We start from the raw sequence: 19,365 nt of genomic DNA on the forward strand, positions 1-19,365 counted from the left end.
GACAATGTCGCAGACCGTGGAAGACACGAGCACCTCGCTGGGGCCTGCCAGCGCCGCGACGCGGGCCCCGATGTGCACAGCCATGCCGGCGACGTCGGCACCGCGGACCTCGACCTCGCCGGCGTGTATGCCTACCCGCACCTCGATGCCGAGCAAGCGGACGGCGTCGACGATCGCCTCAGCACAGTCGATCGCGACGCTGGGCGTGGTAAACGTCGCGACGAATCCGTCGCCGGCCGTGTTGACTTCGCGACCGCGGAATCTCTCGAGCTGGTGGCGAATCATGCTGTCGTGGTTGTCGAGGAGGTCGCGCCACCGGTTGTCGCCCAGCGCGGCCGCCCGTTGGGTGGAGCCGACGATGTCGGTGAACAGGATTGTGGCGAGTACGCGCTCGGCGTCGAGGCCACGCACGCCGGTGATGAACTCCTCGATCTCGTCGAGCATCGGCGCAGTGTCACCCACCCAGTACAGGGAGTCCGCACCGGGTAGCTCGACATAGCGCGATCCGGCGATGTGCTCGGCGAGGTAGCGGCCGTGCCCCACGGGTATGAATGCCGCGTGCTGGCGATGCAGGATCAGCGTCGGCGCGGTGATGCGCACCAGGCTGTCGCGAGCGTCGGCCTCTGCCACCACCTTCGCCAGTGCGCGGGCCATGCTCGGCGATGCCGCACGATTGCCGGCCAGATCCCACCACGTGCGGAATGCGTCATCGCGAGCAACGGTCGGCGCGACGATCTTGAGCGTGTCGAAACCCTGCTCGACCGCATCAGGCTCAATGGCATCGGTCAGGAACGGACCCACGGCGCTCAACGCAGCGCCGACGGGATAGTCGAGCGCCTGCAGCACGCGCGGCGCGCCGTTGATGATCACGAGGCTGCGCACCCTCTCGGGCCATTCGGCGGCGAGCACCAACCCAGTCATCGCTGACCAACTCGGCGCCAAGATCGTCGCCCGGTCGCAGCCGACGGCATCCATGACCGCGATCGCGTCTTCGGCCCAGAATCTCGGTCCGAGCACCTCCACCGAAGGCACACGTGACGAGAGCGCAGTCCCGCGCTGGTCGAACCGGATCACCCGGCTGAACGACGCGAGGCGCCGATGGAAGTGGTACATCGACGGCTCGGCGTCGATCGAATCGATAGGGATCGAGGGCCCGGGGAGGACGAGCAGATCGACCGGGCCATCGCCGAAGACCTGGTAGGCGAGGTCCATGTCGCCACACTCGGCGTAGCGAGTCCGCGGAGGCTGCGCCACGTTTTCAGGCTAATCGCGGGTCAACTTTTAGTGAAGCAACCCTGGTCGGTCGGTCACGCGTGGGCTGTAAGCCGCCCACCGCTGTCCCTCGCTGGGCAGCGGCAGGTATGTGTGGCCGCATTCCAAAACCCAAGTGCCACAACCGGCTACGCGAATCAATCGGAATCGATTGCAATTGCGGCAGTGCGTCATCGCTCCAATTCCGTTCGCTCGTAGTGTCGGTGGGACTCGTGGGGTTCTCTTGGTGTGTAGATAACGTATGGATTTATCGCGCCGCCCGAAACGGGGTGGACGCCCCTGCGCTCGGACCCGCGGTGGGGCCTTCGCGGCAAACATCGTTAGGGGATTAGGGGCGGCCGCTGTGGCCCTTGGTCAGCCGTAGGCCACCAGCAGCGGGACTCGCTGCTCGGCGCTGGTCAGCGACCCGTGCTGGCCGACCAGCGACGACAGCAGCGGCTCCACCGTGCGTCGAACAACGGCGGCCGCGCCGCGGGCGGCCGCGACGACGTCGCCGATGCGCGGCAGCACATCGGCGCCGACCCGCTCGCCGAACCACCCGGCGGCGATCGCCTCGTCGCGGGACACTACCCAGGCCCGCTCCGCCAACGTCTCGCACCACGCCGCCCGTACCGCGCCGGCGGCGCCGTCGACCGCGTAGACGTGGCGGGCCCGCGGCTCCCCGCCGATGGTCTGCACGCCGTCCAGCAGCGGCTCGCAGTCGTCGGCATCCACAATGTCCGGAGCTTGTACGGCGACCATCCCGTGGTCGGCCACGACGGCGAGCAGCCCGCCCGGCGGCAGCCCCTCCACCACCGACTCCACCAGCCGGTCGATCTGACGCAACTGCATCCGCCACGCCACCGAGCCCGGGCCGTAGACGTGCCCGAGCAGATCGAGCTCGCTGTGGTAGCCATAGCACAATCCGCCGTCGGCGACGGCGGCCCGCACACATGCGGCCAGGTCGCCGAGCGCATGCACGCCCACGTAGCGACCGCCGCGCAGCACGGCCCGGGTAAGCCCGGAGTTGGTGAACTCCGCTCCGGAAACGACGCGCACCGTCACTCCCGCCGACGCGGCCCGCTCGAACGTCGTCGGCGTGGGTTGGACCTGCTCGGGCGGGGCGTCGTCGCGGAGGTCCTTGCCCCGCGGGTGGGGACGCCAGCCCAGGGCATTGACCAGCCCCACGCCCGGCAGCCGAAACGACAGGCCGACCAGGCCGTGCTCGCCGGATTGGAGGCCGGTGCCCACGGCGGCGAGTCCGGCCGCGGTAGTGGAGGGGAACCCCACCTGCAGCGTCTGGCCGCGCAGGCCGGCCATCACCGGGGCGTCCTCGGCGTGGGTGTCCAGCTGATCGGCGCCCAGCCCGTCGACCAGCAACACGCACGCCCCGGCAATGTCATCCGGCAACGGGATCCGGCTGTCGAAGCCCGCGACGCCCATCGCGGCCAACACCGACGGCACAACGTCGGCCAGGTGCGGGATCCCCGGATCCAACCGCGGCAGATCCACAGTGTGAGCCTGCCACACCAGGGGAGGTGGGCCGCGGCTTGACACGCAGCCAAACGGCTGCATATGGTATCTACGCAGCCAACTGGCTGCATGTTATGGCGATGACAGAGATGGACGCGGTGTTCAAGGCGTTGGCGGATCCGAGCCGACGTCTGCTGCTCGACAGCCTGAATGCCCGCAACGGACAGAGCCTGCGCGAGTTGTGCGCGGGGCTGTCGATGGCGCGGCAGTCGGTCAGTAAGCATCTGGCGGTGCTCGAAGCTGCCAATCTCGTCACCACGGTGTGGCGGGGGAGGGAGAAGCTGCACTACCTCAACGCCGAGCCGATCAACGCCATCGCCGACCGCTGGATCAATCAATACGACCGTGCGCGGGTGCGGACGCTCGCGGACCTGAAGGCAGCATTGGAGAGTGAATCGATGAGCGGCAGCACCGAATTCGTCTACACCACCTACATCCGAACGACGCCGGATCGGCTCTGGCAAGCAATCACCGACCCGGCGTTCTCCCGCCGCTACATGGGTCACGCGATGTTGTCCGATTGGAAGAAGGGCTCGACGTATGTGTGGGAACAGGACGGCTTGAAGATCGAGCACCCGCAACAGGTCATCCTCGAGTCCGACCCGTACCGCCGGCTGGCATTCACGTTCCACACGTTCATTCCCGAACTCGCAACGGTGTCGAGCAGGCTCGACGAGGACACCGTCGCCAAGGCCGCGGCCGAGCGGCGTTCAAAGGTGTCGTTCGACCTCGAGCCGCACGGCGACCAGGTGAAGCTGACCGTCATCCACGACGAATTCGAGCCGCACAGCACCGTCGGCCAACTGGTTTCGCAAGGCTGGCCGATCAAGCTGTCCAGCCTCAAGACCGGACTCGAACAGTCGTGAGTACCGAGGACGTCGGCATGCCGGCGGGGTCAACCGAGCCACCTAGCCGGTCGAAGTCGTGGCGCTGGCGGTGAACGCCGCCGTCGCCCTGCCGTGTCATCAGGCAAGATGTCCTCGTGGACAGCGTGTCGATCTCGCCTCGGCTGTTGCGATTGCTGCGCCTTCTGTCGCTGCGCATGATCGTGATCGTGGCCGCGTTGTCGGTGATCGCTCTCGTTGTCACCCTCGGCGTCTGGGTATGGCTGGGCATCACCAACGATCAGTACAACCAACTTGATCGGCGCCTGGACTCGGTAAGCAGCCTCGGTGATGTCAGTACGCTGCTGAACAGCCCACAAAGCGCCGGCAGCGACCAACCCGTGCCGGAAGGCAGCCTGGTGCGCACGGCACGAGTCGGCGACACCACCGCGTCGGTGCCGAGCAACATCGTGTTGCCGCAGTTGCCCAACGGCTACGCCAACACGACGATCAACGGCGTTCAATACCGGGTCCGCACCTTCTCGGCCGGTCCGGCGTCGATCGCGCTCGGCGCGCCGTTGGCCGAGACGCAGCGTCGGATCGACGGATTGCACCAGCGGGTCCTGCTGATCTGTGGCGGCGTTATCGGCGGCACTGTCGTGGTTGGCTGGGTGATCTCGCTGCTCATGGTTAATCCTTTCCGGCTGCTGGCACGGCAGGCGCGCGTCATCAATGCCCAGTCCAAACCCGACGACGTTCAGGTGCGCGGCGTGTGGGAGGCGATGGAAATCGCCGAGGCGGTCGAGGGCATGCTCGCCCGCATCGGCACGGAGCAACAGCGGACCAAGGCGGCACTGGAGTCTGCTCGCGACTTCGCCGCGGTCGCGTCGCACGAGCTTCGCACCCCACTGACGGCCATGCGCACGAACTTGGAGGTGCTGTCAACTCTGGAGCTGCCCGCCGAGCAGCGCAAGGAACTCATAAGCGACGTCATGCGCACCCAGAGCCGGATCGAGGCGACGCTGACTGCTCTCGAGCGGCTGGCGCAGGGCCAACTGACGACCGCGGCCGATTTCGTTCCAGTGGACATCACCGAACTGCTCGATCGCGCCGCCCACGACGCGATGCGCAGCTACCCCAACTTGCAGGTTTCGCTGGCCCCGTCGCCCACCGTGCTGATGGTGGGTCAGCCGGCCGGGCTGCGGCTCGTCATCGACAACGCCATTGCCAACGCTGTCAAGCACGGCGGCGCTACCGAAATCCGGCTCACTGCAATAAGTTCCGCCGATGGCGTGGAGATCACGGTCGATGACAACGGGACTGGCGTTCCCGACGAGGAACGCGACGCCGTGTTCGAACGATTCTCGCGCGGCTCGACAGCATCGCGTTCAGGATCTGGTCTCGGGTTGGCGTTGGTCGCCCAGCAGGCCGAACTGCACGGCGGTACAGCGTCTCTGGAGACAAGCCCAATGGGCGGCGCGCGACTGCTGCTGAACCTGCCGGCGCCGCGGTAGCGCGCTGACGCACAGCCGGCCGTCCGCTGACGGACAGCCGCCCGTCAGGGCTGAGGTAATTGCCCTCCGCCGAACTGACGGGCATGGCCGTTGAGGTCGTCGATGTAGCCGTGTAATTGGGCTCCAGCGATTGGCGGCGGGATGTCCGCCGGGGGCTTTGCGTCGTCGGTCTTCTGCCACGGCTGGCAGCCATCCGTCTTGAACGCCTTATCGCTCGCGTCGATCCGCACGGCCTGAGGCTTCTTGCTCATCGCGTTGTCGATCATGTCGCGGCCATCGGGCCCGCTCAGCCGCTTCCAATAGCAGGTACCACCTGCGACGGGGCCCGCAGAGACATAGGTGCCGGGCACGATGTCGGCTCCCACCGAATACGTGCCGTCGTGGTCGATTGTTGTCTTCGGTTGCGGGGGCGGCGCAGGCGGATCCGCACTGGCGAGGCCGGCGGAGGCGACCGGGCTCGCAACAACCAGCGCTGCGGCCAGCATCGCCGCGATCATCGACCTCACAGAACGGCAGCCTACGCGAGCAGCATAATGCGTTCCTTGCCGTACCAGCACGGTGCTGTCAGGAAGTAGTTTCGCGTGCGAGCGCCACGGCTATCCGGGTCGCCACATCGGCCGCCACCGCAAGTGTGTCAGGGTCGTTCGCGGCCGTGTAGCGATCTGCCGACGGGTCGTAGCTGGCGCCGGCGATCGCCCCGTGGTCGGTGGCCAGCTCGACGAGTTCGACCGGCCAGCCGTTCTGCTTGAGGGTCGAGGTGAACGACCGGCTCGCCGCGACCGGAACGACGTCGTCAGCTAGGCCGTGGAGCACCGTGAACGGCGAACGGTTGGCGCTACCCGGCAATTCGCTGGCCAGGTGTTCGCCGCAGATCGGGTCGCGGACCATGAAGGGTCCGGCGAGGCAAACAGTGTGCGCGAAACGCACACCGTGGTCTCGCGAGCGGATCGTCACTCCTGCCGCCGCGACCGCCCCGAGTGACCATCCGACGAGCACCAGGTTGTCGGAGTCCTTAACCCGCTGCCGTGTGAAATGCACCGATCGCAGCAGGTCGGCCCGGCCGCCGTCGTCGGCATGTGAGTTCCAATCGGGCACCACCACGGCAAGGCCATGGCCGGCCACCAGCTCAGCCAACGGCCGCATGGCGGTGCGGGCGTCAGTCTGCGCGCCATGCCACATCAAGACGGTTTGCTGCGCGGGGTCGCCGAAGACATCGGCGAACCGGCCGGGGGCGTAAGCGAGGGTCTCCACACTCCAAGTCTGCGCCCGAGCAACGACCACGCCGGTGCGCGACGCGCATATCAGCGCGGTGCTACCAAAGCCGTTGTCGCCTGCTAGGCCGTCATCCCGATCAACGGCAGCAACAGCTGACGCCGCCTGGCGATCACATCGGCGAAGTGGTGGAGCGCCTCGTGTACCGAGGGTGTGGTCGGATACGTGGCCACGCCGGCATAGTCAAGCAGTCGTGCACTGACCGCGGGACTTGCCACCACGGTCCACTCGACGCCAGCGGTGCGACACTCCTCGTCAACGACGTCTAGGAGCGAGATACCAGCCGCAGCAAAAGAATTCACCCGGCTCAAGTCGAGGACCAGACGATCCTGGGCGAGGCTGATGCGCCGAGTGTGCTCGCTGATCAGACCGACATTGAGGTCGGTGATATGGCCCTGTATTGCCACCACCGTCGCCAGGTGACGGCAGTGGGCTCGAATCTGGGCGCCGCTGCAGTCAACCGTGGGGTTTCGGTCGCCGGACCTGAGACCAGACGCCGACCTGCTGATCGTGGCGGTCATGAGCAGCCCCATTTCCGAATCGTGGCACCGAGATGGCCGGCAAACCGACCTCATTTGCCTTCGACGCTATGCCGCAAACCTAAGGTGACGGGGAGCAGCTTCTAACTCTTTGTTAAGAAGTGGCTTTCACGCGTTCGCTGAAATCCACGCAATCGTGGTGATCGGCGTTTCGGGCTTAGCGACCGCACGCCGATCAAGGCATCGAGCCATCCTCAACAGCTAATGGTGGATCGTTTTCCGGGCGCCGATCGACGATCGATCGGTTCGTCTCCCGCAGGAATTACACAGCATTCCGCATGCGGCATAAGCGCGACTGCGCTGTTACTCTTCGAAAGCTGCCGGTGGCCAGGTCGCGGGGAGGCGGACAGCCCGGCCGGCGGACGTAGTGACGCGAAAAGCACGAAAAGCAAGAGTAGATACGAAAAGAGCGTTGTGCGCAGCGGAGAGATCAAGGCCTTAACAGGACTTCGCACCGTCGCCGCCGTGTGGGTGGTTCTCTTTCACTTCCGACTGCTGCTGCAGGAAGCCGCACCTGAATTCAGAGAAGCGCTCGCGCCCGTGATCAACTGCGGCGCCCAGGGCGTGGACCTGTTTTTCATCCTCAGCGGGTTCGTGCTTACTTGGAATTACCTCGACGAGATGGGCCTGTCGTGGTCGGCGCGAGCCACGCTGCACTTCCTGTGGCTGCGGCTGGCCAGGGTGTGGCCGGTCTACATCGTCACATTGCACCTCGCCGCCGTCTGGATCATCTTCACGCTGTACGTCGGTCATGTGCCGTCGCCACACGCCGACCAGCTCACCGCGATCAATTACGTGCGCCAGATCGTGCTGGCGCAACTGTGGTTCCAGCCGTTCTTCGATGGGTCGAGCTGGGACGGCCCAGCCTGGTCGATCAGCGCGGAATGGCTGGCCTATCTTTTGTTCGGTCTGCTGGTGCTGGTGATCTTCCGGATGACACTTGTCACCAGAGCCCGGAGCCTGATGTGGCTGGCGTTCGCCGCCTCGCTGCCGCCCGTGTTGTTGTTGTTGGCGACCGGTCACTTCTATACACCGTGGAGCTGGCTGCCGCGGATCGTGATGCAGTTCACCGCCGGTGCGCTGGCGGGTGCCGCCGTCCGCAGGTTGCGGCCGTCCGAACAGGCGCGCCGTAGCGCCGGGTACCTCTCCGTGGCGCTGCTCGGCGCCATTGTCGGCCTGCTCTACCTGTTGCGCGCGCATCCGTTGCCCGACGTGCGGGAGAGCAGCGGAGTGGTCGACGTCCTGTTCGTGCCACTGGTGATAACGCTGGCGGTCGGCGCCGGCACGCTGCCGAGAGTGCTATCCGCCCGGGCGATGGTGTATGGCGGGCAGATTTCGTTCAGCTTGTACATGGTGCACGAGCTGGTACATACCTCCTGGGACTGGGTCGAAGCGCAGTTCGGGCTCAGGCTGCACGGCTATGTCGGGCACCTGGTCGTCGTCGGCCTGCTGGTCACCGCCGTGGGCGCGGCTGTCGTGCTGTTCCATTACGTTGAGGAGCCCGCCCGCCGGTGGATGCGCCGGATGGTGGACGTCTGGGCCCCGAACGCCGACTCGCGAACCGACCCGGCGAAAGCCAAGCTGCAATCGATCGACGGGGCGCTGGAAACGCGCACGAAGGCCCTTTCGGCCCGCGCCGGATGACCGCTCAACGAGTTCTCTGGGTTGCGGTCCGGGCACCTCGGCGCGGCACCCCGTGAGCGTGTCGGCTCGCGGGATGCCGCGCGTAATTGTGGCCGATCAGGCGAGGTCGAACCGGTCGAGGTTCATCACCTTGACCCATGCGGCGACGAAGTCCCGCACGAACTTCTCCTTCGCATCATCGGTGGCGTAGACCTCCGCGAGCGAACGCAGGATCGAGTTCGAACCGAAGACGAGATCGACGGCGGTGGCGGTCCACTTGGGCTCGCCGGTGCTGCGATCCCGACCCTCGTACACGTTCTCCGCCGACTCCGAGACCTTCCACTGCGTGCTCATATCGAGCAGGTTCACGAAGAAGTCGTTCGTCAACGTCCCAAGCCGATCGCTGAAGACGCCGTGCTTAGTCTTGCCGAAATTGGTACCCAGCGCGCGCAGGCCACCGACCAGCACTGTCATCTCGGGTGCGGTCAGATTCAACATGTAGGCCCGGTCCACCAGCAGGCGCTCGGCCGGCGCCTTCTCTCCGACGCGCAGGTAGTTGCGGAAGCCGTCGGCCCTCGGTTCCAGAAGGGCGAACGACTCCACATCGGTCTGCTCCTGGGAGGCGTCGGTTCGCCCCGGCGCGAACGGCACCGTGACGTCGTACCCGGCGGCCTTCGCCGCCTGCTCGACGGCTGCGCTGCCGCCCAGCACGATCAGGTCAGCGAGCGAGACCTTCTTGCCACCTGATTGCGAGGCGTTGAAGTCCTGCTGAACCTTCTCCAGGGCCTGCAGCACCGTGGCCAGTTCGGCCGGCTCGTTGGCCTCCCAATCCTTCTGCGGCGCAAGGCGAATCCGTGCCCCGTTGGCGCCGCCACGCTTGTCGGTGCCGCGGAAACTTGCCGCCGACGCCCACGCGGTGGACACCAGTTGGGAGATGGATAGTCCCGATTCGAGGATCTTGCCCTTGAGGGCAGCGATGTCCTTCTCGTCGATCAGTTCATGGTCGACCGCGGGAACGGGGTCCTGCCACAGCTGCGGCTCGGGAACCCAGGGGCCGAGGTAGCGCGAAATGGGTCCCATGTCACGGTGCAGCAGCTTGTACCACGCCCTGGCGAACGCGTCGGCCAACTCGTCGGGGTGGTCCAGCCAGCGACGGGTGATCCGCTCGTAGATCGGATCCATCCGCAGCGCCAGGTCCGTCGTCAACATCGTCGGGGCGCGTCGCGCCGACGGGTCGAAGGGGTCGGGGATGGTGCCCGCGCCGGCACCGTCCTTCGCCGTCCACTGCCAGGCACCCGCGGGACTCTTGGTCAGCTCCCACTCGTAGCCGTACAAATTCTCCAGAAAGCTGTTGTCCCACTTCGTCGGCGTGGATGTCCATACCACCTCGAGCCCGCTGGTGATCGCATCCTTACCCACGCCGGTGCCAAAAGAGCTCTTCCACCCCAGGCCCTGCATCTCCAGTGGGCAGCCCTCGGGTTCCGGGCCGACGAGATCGGGGTCGCCCGCTCCGTGGGTCTTGCCGACGGTGTGGCCACCGACGATCAGCGCAGCCGTCTCCTCGTCGTTCATCGCCATCCGGCCGAAGGTGTCACGAATGTCCTTGGCGGCAGCAACCGGGTCCGGTTGGCCGTTGGGCCCTTCCGGATTCACGTAGATCAGGCCCATTTGCACGTTGGCGAAGGGTTCGGCGAGTTCCCTTTCGCCGCTGTAGCGCTCGTCTCCTAGCCAGGTGTCCTCTGGGCCCCAGTAGATCTCTTCGGGCTCCCAGATGTCCTCCCGGCCGAAGGCAAAGCCGAACGTCTTCAATCCCATGGATTCATAGGCACAGTTGCCCGCGAAGATGATCAGGTCGGCCCAGGAGATCTTCTTGCCGTACTTCTGCTTGATCGGCCAGAGCAACCGGCGCGCCTTGTCGAGGCTGGCGTTGTCGGGCCAGCTGTTCAGGGGAGCAAAGCGTTGTGCGCCTTCGCCGCCACCGCCCCGACCATCGTGGATGCGGTAGGTGCCTGCCGCATGCCAACTCATCCGGATGAAAAGCGGGCCGTAGTGACCGTAATCGGCCGGCCACCAGTCCTGCGAGGTCGTCATCACCTCGAACATGTCGCGCTTCAACGCTTCGACATCGAGCTTCTTGAACTCCTCTGCGTAGTTGAAGCTCTCGCCCATCGGGTCGGCCTGCGGCGCGTGCTTGTGCAGAACCGACAGGTCCACCTGATTGGGCCACCAGTCCCGGTTCGTCATGGGACGATGCGCCTTCGGGGTGGGCGACGGGATGGCTGGGTTTTCGCTTTCGCTGACGCTCTCGGTCACTTCGGTCCTTCCTTCCGGGGTGGGTGGATTGGGCTGGGATCACATGGGTGATCGCGCCGGTTCTGACGTGGAGCAGTCGGGGCATAGACCCCAGTAAATGACCTCGGCCTCGTCAAGATGGAAGCCCTTGTCGTCAGACGCGGTCAGGCAGGGCGCCTCCCCGATTGCGCAGTCCACATCCGCTATGGCCCCGCAGGATCGGCAGACGACGTGGTGGTGGTTGTCACCGACACGCGACTCGTAGCGGGCGACCAGGCCGGACGGCTGGATCCGCCGCAGCAGGCCCACGGCGGTCAGGGCGTGCAATACGTCGTACACGGCCTGCCGGGACACCTCGGGGAGACCGGTACGCACGGCTTCGAGAATCGTTTCCGTGTCGGCGTGCGGATGCGAGTGCACCGCCTCGAGCACCGCCATCCGAGGGCGCGTCACGCGTAGATCGGCCATGCGCAACTGCTCGGCGTAGTCCGGCATCGAGGACACCCACACAATATGACCACTTTTCTGGAATCAGTCAAGACTTCCCGGCCGGGAGGAATCTTGCGGTGCCGCCAGGCCGGTCGCCACCAAGCGCGGGCGAGTATCACTGGTGATCACTGTGGAAAATCGCGGCGAGGCCGACGTCGCCGATGGCAGCCCATCTCGGTCGAAGCGATGGCGCGAGGTGCTCACCAACGGTCACGCGCCGCTGGTCAAAGCGAGGGGGATCCTTCGCTATCGGCCCTCGGCGCCGCGCTGCAAGGTCTGTAACAATCCGTTCGGTGGGTTTGCGGACCGTTCATGTTCGCCGGGCGTACCGCTCGATGAACCTCCGCAAGATCGTCGGCGCGTATTTGATATTCCGTTGTCGGGCAGCGACCTTCAATGATTCGGCTGTCTCGGGGGCGAAGTAGCCGTGGTTCTTGTAGACGTCTATCCGCGTGCAGATGCCGTCGGCATCGAGTTCGGGGTGGAACTGCGTCGCATACACGTTGTTGCCCACGCGGAAGGCCTGGACCGGGCAGTCGGCCGAGTATGCGAGGCAAACGGCTTGGCAGGGAAGCGAAGCGGCTGCCTCCTTGTGCCCGCCGTATGCGTCAAAGACGTCGGGCAGATCCGCGAAGAGCGGATCGTCGCGACCGGCGCTTGTGAGTGTGATCGTGACGGCGCCGACCGGCTCTGGGTACGTGCGGTCGACGACCGCGCCAATGGCCGAACCGAGAGTGCCCACGCCGTAACAGCATCCGAGAAAGGGGAAGTCGAGGTCGACGACGCAACCGATCAGAGGCAGTAGCGCGGATTCGACGCGTTGCTGCGTTGCGGACTTCGAGGCGGCCGCGTCGCTGACGTTGTACGGTCCGCCGCCCAGGATGATGCCAGACCATTCGGCGAGATGGATTCGTCCTAAAGGCTGATGGGTCAAGCGAATACGGTGCAGCCCGGTCGCGTCTAGCCCGGCGAAGCGCATCATCGCCAGATACTCGTCGTCAGCCGCTTCGTCCTCGCCGCGAATCGACAGCAGCAGGAAAGGGGCATGGTCGGCGTTTATCGGCGCGCTGCATCGTTGCCGAATACGCCCTGGATCACCCGTAACTCGCCGCACCATCCTCCATTGACCCTCTCGCGTCAAAAGCATTATGCGGCTCGACCGTTTAAACCAGAAGTTCCAGGCAGCAGGGGTCGGGCAGGTCGGGTTGGCAAGAGCCGGCATTGGGTGTCACCTGTGACGACAATCGTTGCCCGCCGCGCGACAGTAGTCGTAGACAAATCAAGGTATTCAGCACACAGGAGGTACCGCCGTGAAGACCAAAATTCGTTACATTGCCCCGGTGTTGGCCCTGGCCGCGATCGGTGGCGCGATAAGCCTGGCACCCGTCGCGCTCGCCGCTCCCGGAGCCGCGGCCACAGCCCAATTAGTGCAGCCAGCAGCGGCCGCCGCTGCTCCGAGTCCCTCGCCCAGCCCTGCGCCGACACAGCCGACTTCAGGCGATCCGGCGGTTCCGTTTGGCACGTACATCGGCGGCTTCGACAACAGCTTCGACGGTAACCAGCTGGCGTCCTGATCTGCCAAGCGCGCGAAAGCTCTTGCTGCGGCGATACGGGCCGCGCAACCCGCTACTGTTCCTTGCGAATCAACCGCCAGAGCGCGGCCCGATCGGGCGCCAGCAGCTCGTCGATGCGCGGGTGGTTCACGTCGGCGACGATGATCTCACCCACCTCCTGGTGGACGTCGCTGAATATCCCGTGGGACTTCATCTTCGAGGTCTGATAGAGGTTGTCCTCGGTAGGCGTGACGTAGTGCACCGCGTCGGCCTTGAATCGGTGCACCAGCCACAAGTGAATCAAGGTCATCAGGCGCTTCTGGCGAAGCCGCTCGGCGAAGGTATTTTGGTCGCGCACCAGTAGGATGGTGCGGCCGCGCCGATCTTGGATCGGGGTGAATATCACGTTCGCGAGCTTGTCCTCGCCATCGCCTCCTTCGCTGTAGATTCCGAGCTCGAGCAGCTCGGAGCCGGCGCGATGCGGCCGGAGCTGAACGCGGAGCTTCTCTCCGAGCCGGTAGTGCTCGCTCCACATGGCCAGCCAGTCCTCCAGCAGCTTCCGCGGCACCTCGGTCTGCACCAGATGCTGGTGCTGGGTGGATCCCTTGCCCATCGCCTTGGTGGTCGCCGTGCGTCCCGAGGAGGCGAGCAGCGCGGCGTCGCTGCGCGGCCCGCCGACCAAGGTTTGCGGCGTGCGGTACGGCGATTCGACCATGCGCAGCTTGCGTTGCAACCGCGCCAACGCCAGCATGCCGTCCTGCTTAAGCGCCATGGCGAACTCCTCGGCGGCGACGCCGTCGATCTGGTGTCCGCCGTAGGTGATGAAGTTGAAGACGAAGCCCATCTTGGCGAGCTCCTCCGGGAAGCACCGCATCTCCTCGTCGCTCATGCCGGTGGTGTCCCAGTTGAACGAGGGGGACAGGTTGTAGGCGAGCATTTTGTCGGGGAATTCGGCATGGATCGCCTCGGCAAATTGCCGCGCGTCGGCGAGATCGGCCGTCTTCGTCTCCATCCACAGGATGTCGGCGAACGGCGCCGCGGCGAGCTGCTTGGCGATCGCATAGGGTATACCGCCGCGAAGTTGGTAGTAGCCTTCGGGGGTTTTCGCTAGCTCGCAATCCCATGCGGCATCGACGCCCAACTCCTTGGCCTTACCGCGGGCGGTGAAGAAGCACGCGCGCTCAGCGAACCGCCGCCACTCCGCGGCGCTCATATCGAACGGTTCGCCCTCGCTCTCGGCAAACTCGAGCAGGTCGGCAACGGCCTCGCTGTACGTCTTCAGCCCGGCGTCTTCCTCCCAGGCCTCCACGAACCGTGACTCGACCTTGTCGAAGAGAACGTCGTTCGACGGATCCCCGTCGTCCCGCCAGGCCGCGGCCGCTTCGGCGATCAGATCCGAGATCCCTTGGCGGTCAAGCCAGGCGCCGGCATTGGCGTACTCGCCGTCCGGAAGCGAGTACAGCAGATAACCATTCAGTTCCCTGACTCCCAGATCGTAGAAACGCCGCATCATTGCCAGATAGCACGCTTTGTACGACGGGATCCTCAGGTTGGTCGCGCCCAGGATGAACGGCTGATCTCGCTCGTCGGCGCGACTGTCGATGAGATTGGCCGCCTCGGCGTCCGTGCGCGCGACGATGATGCCGGGCACCTGCATCACATCGAGCTGGAAGCGGGCGGTGTTGAGGCGCTTGATCTGTTCGTCGGACGGCACCAGCACCTTGCCACCCTGATGGCCGCACTTCTTCGTGCCGGGGCGTTGATCCTCGATGTGGTAGCCCGGCACGCCGGCCTCGACGAAACGGCGGATCAGGTTCCGTACGTGTGGATCGCCGCCGTGGCCGGTGTCGGCGTCGGCGATGATGAACGGGCGGTAGTCGTGAACCCGGGCCGCGGCGCGTTGCTCTTCGCTCATGCGCAGCCGCAGGTACTCCTGATTGCGGTCGGCGGTGAGCAGGGCGCGGACCAGCCCGGCGGCCTCGTCGGGCACCTGGCTCAGCGGGTAACTGGCAAGGTCTGGCCCGGGGTCCTCGCTGGTGGAGCCCTTAGCGGAAGTCGCCCAACCACCGAGGTAGATACCCTCGATGCCCATCCGCTTCATGGTCACTGCCTGTCCCGGCGAGTAGGGACCGAATGTGGTAATGCTCTTGCGCAGCCCGAAGAGCTCGCGCAGCCGATCGTAGAAAGGCCCGGCCGCCTCTCGTGCCACGGTGTAGTCGACGGCGATCGTGCCGCGCTGCTCTACCACTTGGCGGGCTGTGTAGAGGCGAACGATCCCTTCGAACCGCGGACTGTCAAAGTAACGCTGGGTGGCGGCGATGTCCCGCTCGAATGGTGTGCGAGCCTCGGCATCCGCTGCGATGATGGCCATGATTCACAATAGGCGCCGGTTGCACCGACCATGGCCTAATCAGCACTAGGTGCGGAGGGCGCCGTCGTCTAGCCCGGGCTGGTCGGCCCCGCCGACGCTCGTCGACCAGGCGGTCAGCCGTGTTGTCGGAGGTAGGTGTAGTGCCCGCCGAGGACGATGCTTTCGGCGTCAGTGGCGCTGATCGACGTGGTGAGCATCGACGGACCGGGGGGGCAGCCCGGATCTCCGCATTGCTCCATCGAAATCTGAAGCACCCCTCCGTCGGACTGCAGTTCATAGCGCCCGTCGAGCATGACGGCAGGACAGTTGGGATACATGGCCGCGTATCGATACGTGCCGTCGGGCGAGAAAGCGAATTCCGCCGAGCCAATCCCGCAATCACCCGCGCCGACGATTGAGGGACCAGACCAAGCACCCACCAGGGTCTGCTGGCTGACGGCGCCGGCGATCGGGGCGCCGGCAAGGCCGATCATCGGTACCCAAAGTGCCGCAGCGGCGACAAGCATCGCGCGGCCGACCATTTTCACCTTCCGGCGGAGCATCAACGCGACTCTTCCTCCTAGACCTGCCCAGACCCGCCTAGACCTGCGTAGACCTGCATGGCCTCGCCACAACGAAACCGTCACTGCCCGCACCAGATCGGGTGCCGCTTACCGGCGGTCACCGTTCGGTCACGGTACGACAAAATCACGCTTCCGAAGCCACAAACCCATAGGCCAACGGCGGTATTTGTTGTAGAAGTGACTGTAGTGACTGGTGTGACTGGAAGCGCGAAGTCACCGCGCGGGGGCGGAGAGGGCTGGAGTTCGAATGAGACACATCTACGCCGTCGCTCTGAGTTTGGCCCTGATGCTGGCGACGCCCGGTCTTGCCACCGCTGACAACGCTGCGCCGGTGAGCCACCAGCAAGCCATCGACTACGTGATCGCGCGCGGGCTTTCGCAGCGGGGCGTCCCGTATCTGTACGGAGGCGGAAACGTTGCCGGGCCCACCCGCGGCACCGGCCCGAATGCCAACGTCGTTGGATTCGACGCCTCGGGTTTGATGGTGTACGCCTTCGGCGGCGTCGGGATCAAGCTGCCGCGGACCTCGGCCGAGCAGTACAACGCCGGCCGCAAGATCGCGCCGGCGCAGGCGCGGCGCGGCGATTTGATCTTCTACGGCCCCGGTGGCAGCCAAAGCGTTGCGATGTACCTAGGAAACGGGCAGATGCTGGAGGCCACCGAGCCCGCAGTCACGGTCTCGGCAGCTCGCACCGCCGGCATGACTCCCTACCTGACGCGGATAATCGAGTCGTCGTAGCGATGTCGCCGGCGTCCATGTAGGTTTTCAGCCGGCGGGTCTCGGTGGCGGCCTTCCCGCCGGTTTGGCTCGCAGGTGCTGACGGTTCCGGCGTGGCATCCTCGCCTTATGGGCTTGCTATTCCGGCTGGCGGAGCTTCTCCTCGTGATATTGCCGCTGGCTGGCATGATCATCGCCGCGATCAAAGCGTTCTCGGCCAGCCAGCGGCGCGGTGTCCAGTCCCCGGATTCCAATCGGGCGGAACAATTAGAGAACTCACCGATCGCGGGGCCGGCTGGCCGCACCAAGAGCAACCAAGCAGCCCAGTGGGGGTCGATCAAACGCGTCCTCGAGGAGCACAGTCGCACCGACGCACGCTGGCTGGAGTACGAATTGGACTTCACCAAGCTGCTGGACTTCCCGCTGATGACCGACATGCGCAGTCCGCTCACCATCGGCTTCCACAAGGCCAAACTGAGGGCCGACTTCCTGCGCCCGGTAAAGGCCGAGGATCTTCTCGATGATCGAGAAACGGCGGGACTGTACTTCGCCGCGGTCGAGGACTACATAACCGCATTCAACGTCGCCGAGGCGGAGGCGATACGCAGGCGTCGCAACGACTTTTCGCAAGAAGGTCAGCAGCGGATTGCGCGCGCGCAGAGTCTGTTGCGCGTGGTGTCGGACTCGGCCGCGACTCTGCAGGAGCGTCAACACGCGTACGACCTGGCTCGCAAAGAGCTCGATGGGCTGGTCCTGTTGCCGCCTGCGACGCGGGCGAGCATCGAGCGCGGGATTTCCGGCGAGATAGACGGATAACAGGTGAGCGTCGATTCAGCCGCGCGGCTTGTGCCGCCGACGGTCACACCGATCGTCACCGGCGCGGTACAGCCGGCGAAGCCGACGAGTCTCGATGGTCGCGGTCCGGTTTAAGGTCAGCAGGGGTAGCAGCCCCACCCGCGCCAGCCATCACGCCAGAACCATCCCGGGCCGCACCCATGGGAGCCGGTGGAGCCAAAACAATCGAGTGGCCGGGCCGGGGTGGAACCATCGTTCTGGGTGTAGGCGATCTTGGGATGTGGAGTCGGCGCAGCTTGCTGATTGTGCGCGCAGCCCGTGGCGGAGAATACACCGAATGTGAGTGCAGCCGCTGCGACTGCCAGCGTGCTTTTGCGCATGAGGTCCCTCCCGACTAGGACTATATTTCCGAATCAGGACGCTACACGCGGTCCACGCGGATGGTGTGCGCTATGCAGAATTCGTCGAAGCTCGTAACGAACACCGGTTATCATTCTGCCCTCGATGCCGCCTAACCATGGCAACCGAAAGTCGCACGAGGCCAAGCGATCACATGCTGAGTAGCCTCCGCTTGGCGGCAGCTGGCGCTGAAACTTACGGATGCCGTGCCATCCTGACCGCACAGTACATCCTTCACGTTGTTATTCGGCTGCGTTAATATTTTCGCAGGCCGGCACCCGGCCAATCTGTCGGCATTTGCCCCCCACGTCCGACAGGATTTATATTCGCATTCGTTGACTTATTGATCAGAACGGAGTACCTAACTTCTTTTAGCAACAGTGTTGCTGCCGGGTCTTCGGCCACGCGCGGCAGCACAATGCCCCGGGTGAGGCCACCAGATGCGAGACATGTCACGGCGGGACCTCGGGCGGCTGGCGGGGTTGGGCATCCTCGGCGTGACCGGTGCCGCGGTTGCCTGCGGTGCCCCGTCGCCCTCCCAGAACACCTTGCCGACCGCGACCGCTACCCCTAGGCCCGACGCCCGGGTCAAGTCCATCAAACTCAACCAAAGTGACCTGGACCGCATCATCGGCGATCAGGCCAATGCGCTGCTGGACAATCTGCGATCGAAAACCAACCAACCCGGGCGGAATTACGGGGTCGCGGTGGCCTTTGCGTACCCGAACCACCAATTCCAGCCCTATTACATGTACGGCGCCGTGGCCGACGGGACACCGCCCACCGAGCGCACCATCTTCGCCATCGGCTCCATCACCAAGACCTTCACCGCGGCGCTGTTTGCCAACGGTGTCTTCGCGCGTCCGGATTGTTTCAATTGGGATGCGGGCCTTAAGCGCTATCTCAGCGCATACCTCGGCGCCGCCGATCTAAGCCCGACGATGCAGCAGATCACACCGCGCATGCTCGCCCAACAAACGTCCGGCCTGCCGCGCGAAACCACCGGCGACGCCGACGGTATCGGCCTGTTCCTGACGAGTCCATCCGCCCCACCGCTAAAGCTGGTGGACGCGTGGAAGACCCGGAACGGCCCGAAGCCGGGCACTTGCTGGGAATACTCCAACCTCGGATTCATCACGTTGGGCTTTACCGCCGTCGCCGCGTACGGCTGCGCGGCGGGGAATCCCCCCGCGTCGTCGCCGGCGCAAGCCTATTCCGCTGTGCTGCACGACAACCTGACCCAGCCGCTGAACATGCCCGACACATACACCATCGTTCCGGGCGGCGCCCCCGTGGCCCAGGCCTACCCCAACGACCACGCCCCGGTGTCGGCCGGCGCTGCTTCAGACGTCAAATCTTCCGCCGCGGACATGCACACGTGGCTGATGGCACACTTGGGCGCCGCGAACCAAACGACAAACCTCATGAAGGGACTCGCCGCGACGACCCAACCGTCGTCGCTGTCGGTTCACATGTGCGCGAAGCCGGAGACACCAGGCCCGGCGCTCATGGGCCTAGCGTGGCAGGTCGAACCCGGTCCGCCGCAGATCATCTGGAAGGATGGCCTGACCGCGTTGGGCGGCTGCTCGTGTTGGATCGGCATGATTCCCGCCGGCGCCAACCAGGAAC

General features: G+C 65.3%; 17 protein-coding genes. 7 read left to right on the plus strand and 10 right to left on the minus strand.

What is annotated here, in order from left to right:
* Window positions 1-1,254: alpha/beta fold hydrolase (locus VE759_RS07750; protein WP_324929881.1), on the minus strand; the 1,254-nt coding region annotated here is incomplete at its 3' end.
* A gap of 372 nt (window positions 1,255-1,626) precedes the next feature.
* Window positions 1,627-2,763, minus strand: a complete 1,137-nt coding sequence (locus tag VE759_RS07755; RefSeq protein ID WP_324929884.1) for an alkaline phosphatase family protein — start codon at window positions 2,761-2,763, stop codon at window positions 1,627-1,629.
* A gap of 110 nt (window positions 2,764-2,873) precedes the next feature.
* On the opposite strand from VE759_RS07755, the gene VE759_RS07760 reads away from it, so the two are divergent.
* Entirely contained in the window at window positions 2,874-3,650 is a 777-nt protein-coding gene (locus tag VE759_RS07760; RefSeq protein WP_324929923.1) for a metalloregulator ArsR/SmtB family transcription factor, read from the plus strand.
* 155 nt (window positions 3,651-3,805) lie between these two features.
* On the plus strand, window positions 3,806-5,122 hold the full coding sequence (locus VE759_RS07765; protein WP_324929925.1) for a HAMP domain-containing sensor histidine kinase: 1,317 nt from the start codon (window positions 3,806-3,808) through the stop codon (window positions 5,120-5,122).
* Between the two features lie 44 nt (window positions 5,123-5,166).
* On the opposite strand, the gene VE759_RS07770 is transcribed toward VE759_RS07765, so the two are convergent.
* The 3 genes from VE759_RS07770 to VE759_RS07780 all read right to left on the minus strand — a co-directional run bounded on the left by VE759_RS07770 (window position 5,167) and on the right by VE759_RS07780 (window position 6,927).
* Entirely contained in the window at window positions 5,167-5,619 is a 453-nt protein-coding gene (locus VE759_RS07770) for a hypothetical protein (protein ID WP_324929927.1), read from the minus strand.
* 67 nt (window positions 5,620-5,686) lie between these two features.
* Window positions 5,687-6,373: an esterase gene (locus VE759_RS07775; RefSeq protein WP_324929889.1), complete on the minus strand. Its 687-nt coding sequence runs from the start codon at window positions 6,371-6,373 to the stop codon at window positions 5,687-5,689.
* A gap of 83 nt (window positions 6,374-6,456) precedes the next feature.
* The gene (locus tag VE759_RS07780) at window positions 6,457-6,927 is read right to left on the minus strand and encodes an STAS domain-containing protein (RefSeq protein WP_324929892.1); all 471 of its coding nucleotides are present in this window, start codon (window positions 6,925-6,927) and stop codon (window positions 6,457-6,459) included.
* A gap of 420 nt (window positions 6,928-7,347) precedes the next feature.
* Between VE759_RS07780 and VE759_RS07785 the strand changes: the two genes are divergently transcribed.
* On the plus strand, window positions 7,348-8,577 hold the full coding sequence (locus VE759_RS07785) for an acyltransferase (RefSeq protein ID WP_324929895.1): 1,230 nt from the start codon (window positions 7,348-7,350) through the stop codon (window positions 8,575-8,577).
* Between the two features lie 96 nt (window positions 8,578-8,673).
* On the opposite strand, the gene katG is transcribed toward VE759_RS07785, so the two are convergent.
* From katG to VE759_RS07800, 3 genes are all read right to left on the minus strand, one after another.
* A complete protein-coding gene (gene katG, locus VE759_RS07790) occupies window positions 8,674-10,800 on the minus strand; it encodes a catalase/peroxidase HPI (RefSeq protein WP_324929930.1) in 2,127 nt (708 codons plus the stop codon).
* Window positions 10,801-10,908: 108 nt separating this feature from the next.
* A complete protein-coding gene (locus VE759_RS07795) occupies window positions 10,909-11,352 on the minus strand; it encodes a Fur family transcriptional regulator (RefSeq protein WP_324929898.1) in 444 nt (147 codons plus the stop codon).
* Between the two features lie 295 nt (window positions 11,353-11,647).
* Complete coding sequence (locus tag VE759_RS07800) at window positions 11,648-12,454, minus strand: glutamine amidotransferase (RefSeq protein ID WP_324929901.1); 807 nt, start codon at window positions 12,452-12,454, stop codon at window positions 11,648-11,650.
* 193 nt (window positions 12,455-12,647) lie between these two features.
* On the opposite strand from VE759_RS07800, the gene VE759_RS07805 reads away from it, so the two are divergent.
* Complete coding sequence (locus VE759_RS07805; RefSeq protein ID WP_324929904.1) at window positions 12,648-12,911, plus strand: hypothetical protein; 264 nt, start codon at window positions 12,648-12,650, stop codon at window positions 12,909-12,911.
* 52 nt (window positions 12,912-12,963) lie between these two features.
* Here the strand turns inward: VE759_RS07805 and aceA are convergent, their stop codons facing one another.
* Together aceA and VE759_RS07815 are read right to left on the minus strand one after the other, a co-directional pair.
* Complete coding sequence (gene aceA / locus VE759_RS07810) at window positions 12,964-15,261, minus strand: isocitrate lyase ICL2 (protein ID WP_324929906.1); 2,298 nt, start codon at window positions 15,259-15,261, stop codon at window positions 12,964-12,966.
* A gap of 113 nt (window positions 15,262-15,374) precedes the next feature.
* The gene (locus tag VE759_RS07815; protein ID WP_324929909.1) at window positions 15,375-15,782 is read right to left on the minus strand and encodes a hypothetical protein; all 408 of its coding nucleotides are present in this window, start codon (window positions 15,780-15,782) and stop codon (window positions 15,375-15,377) included.
* A gap of 289 nt (window positions 15,783-16,071) precedes the next feature.
* On the opposite strand from VE759_RS07815, the gene ripD reads away from it, so the two are divergent.
* The 3 genes from ripD to VE759_RS07830 form a co-directional block, all read left to right on the plus strand.
* Complete coding sequence (gene ripD, locus VE759_RS07820; RefSeq protein WP_324929911.1) at window positions 16,072-16,563, plus strand: NlpC/P60 family peptidoglycan-binding protein RipD; 492 nt, start codon at window positions 16,072-16,074, stop codon at window positions 16,561-16,563.
* A 108-nt stretch (window positions 16,564-16,671) separates the two neighbouring features.
* Window positions 16,672-17,358, plus strand: a complete 687-nt coding sequence (locus VE759_RS07825) for a hypothetical protein (RefSeq protein WP_324929916.1) — start codon at window positions 16,672-16,674, stop codon at window positions 17,356-17,358.
* A gap of 827 nt (window positions 17,359-18,185) precedes the next feature.
* Window positions 18,186-19,365: serine hydrolase domain-containing protein (locus tag VE759_RS07830; RefSeq protein WP_324929919.1), on the plus strand; the 1,180-nt coding region annotated here is incomplete at its 3' end.

This window comes from Mycobacterium sp. (genome assembly GCF_035640695.1).
Taxonomy (GTDB): domain Bacteria; phylum Actinomycetota; class Actinomycetes; order Mycobacteriales; family Mycobacteriaceae; genus Mycobacterium.

Coding starts and splice junctions, on each gene's coding strand:
- VE759_RS07815 (WP_324929909.1), bottom strand. CDS start 15,782: ATGGTCGGCCGCGCGATGCTTGTCGCCGCTGCGGCACTTTGGGTACCG.
- VE759_RS07800 (WP_324929901.1), bottom strand. CDS start 12,454: ATGGTGCGGCGAGTTACGGGTGATCCAGGGCGTATTCGGCAACGATGC.
- VE759_RS07780 (WP_324929892.1), bottom strand. CDS start 6,927: ATGGGGCTGCTCATGACCGCCACGATCAGCAGGTCGGCGTCTGGTCTC.
- ripD (WP_324929911.1), top strand. CDS start 16,072: ATGAGACACATCTACGCCGTCGCTCTGAGTTTGGCCCTGATGCTGGCG.
- VE759_RS07760 (WP_324929923.1), top strand. CDS start 2,874: ATGGACGCGGTGTTCAAGGCGTTGGCGGATCCGAGCCGACGTCTGCTG.
- aceA (WP_324929906.1), bottom strand. CDS start 15,261: ATGGCCATCATCGCAGCGGATGCCGAGGCTCGCACACCATTCGAGCGG.
- VE759_RS07825 (WP_324929916.1), top strand. CDS start 16,672: ATGGGCTTGCTATTCCGGCTGGCGGAGCTTCTCCTCGTGATATTGCCG.
- katG (WP_324929930.1), bottom strand. CDS start 10,800: ATGACGAACCGGGACTGGTGGCCCAATCAGGTGGACCTGTCGGTTCTG.
- VE759_RS07770 (WP_324929927.1), bottom strand. CDS start 5,619: ATGATCGCGGCGATGCTGGCCGCAGCGCTGGTTGTTGCGAGCCCGGTC.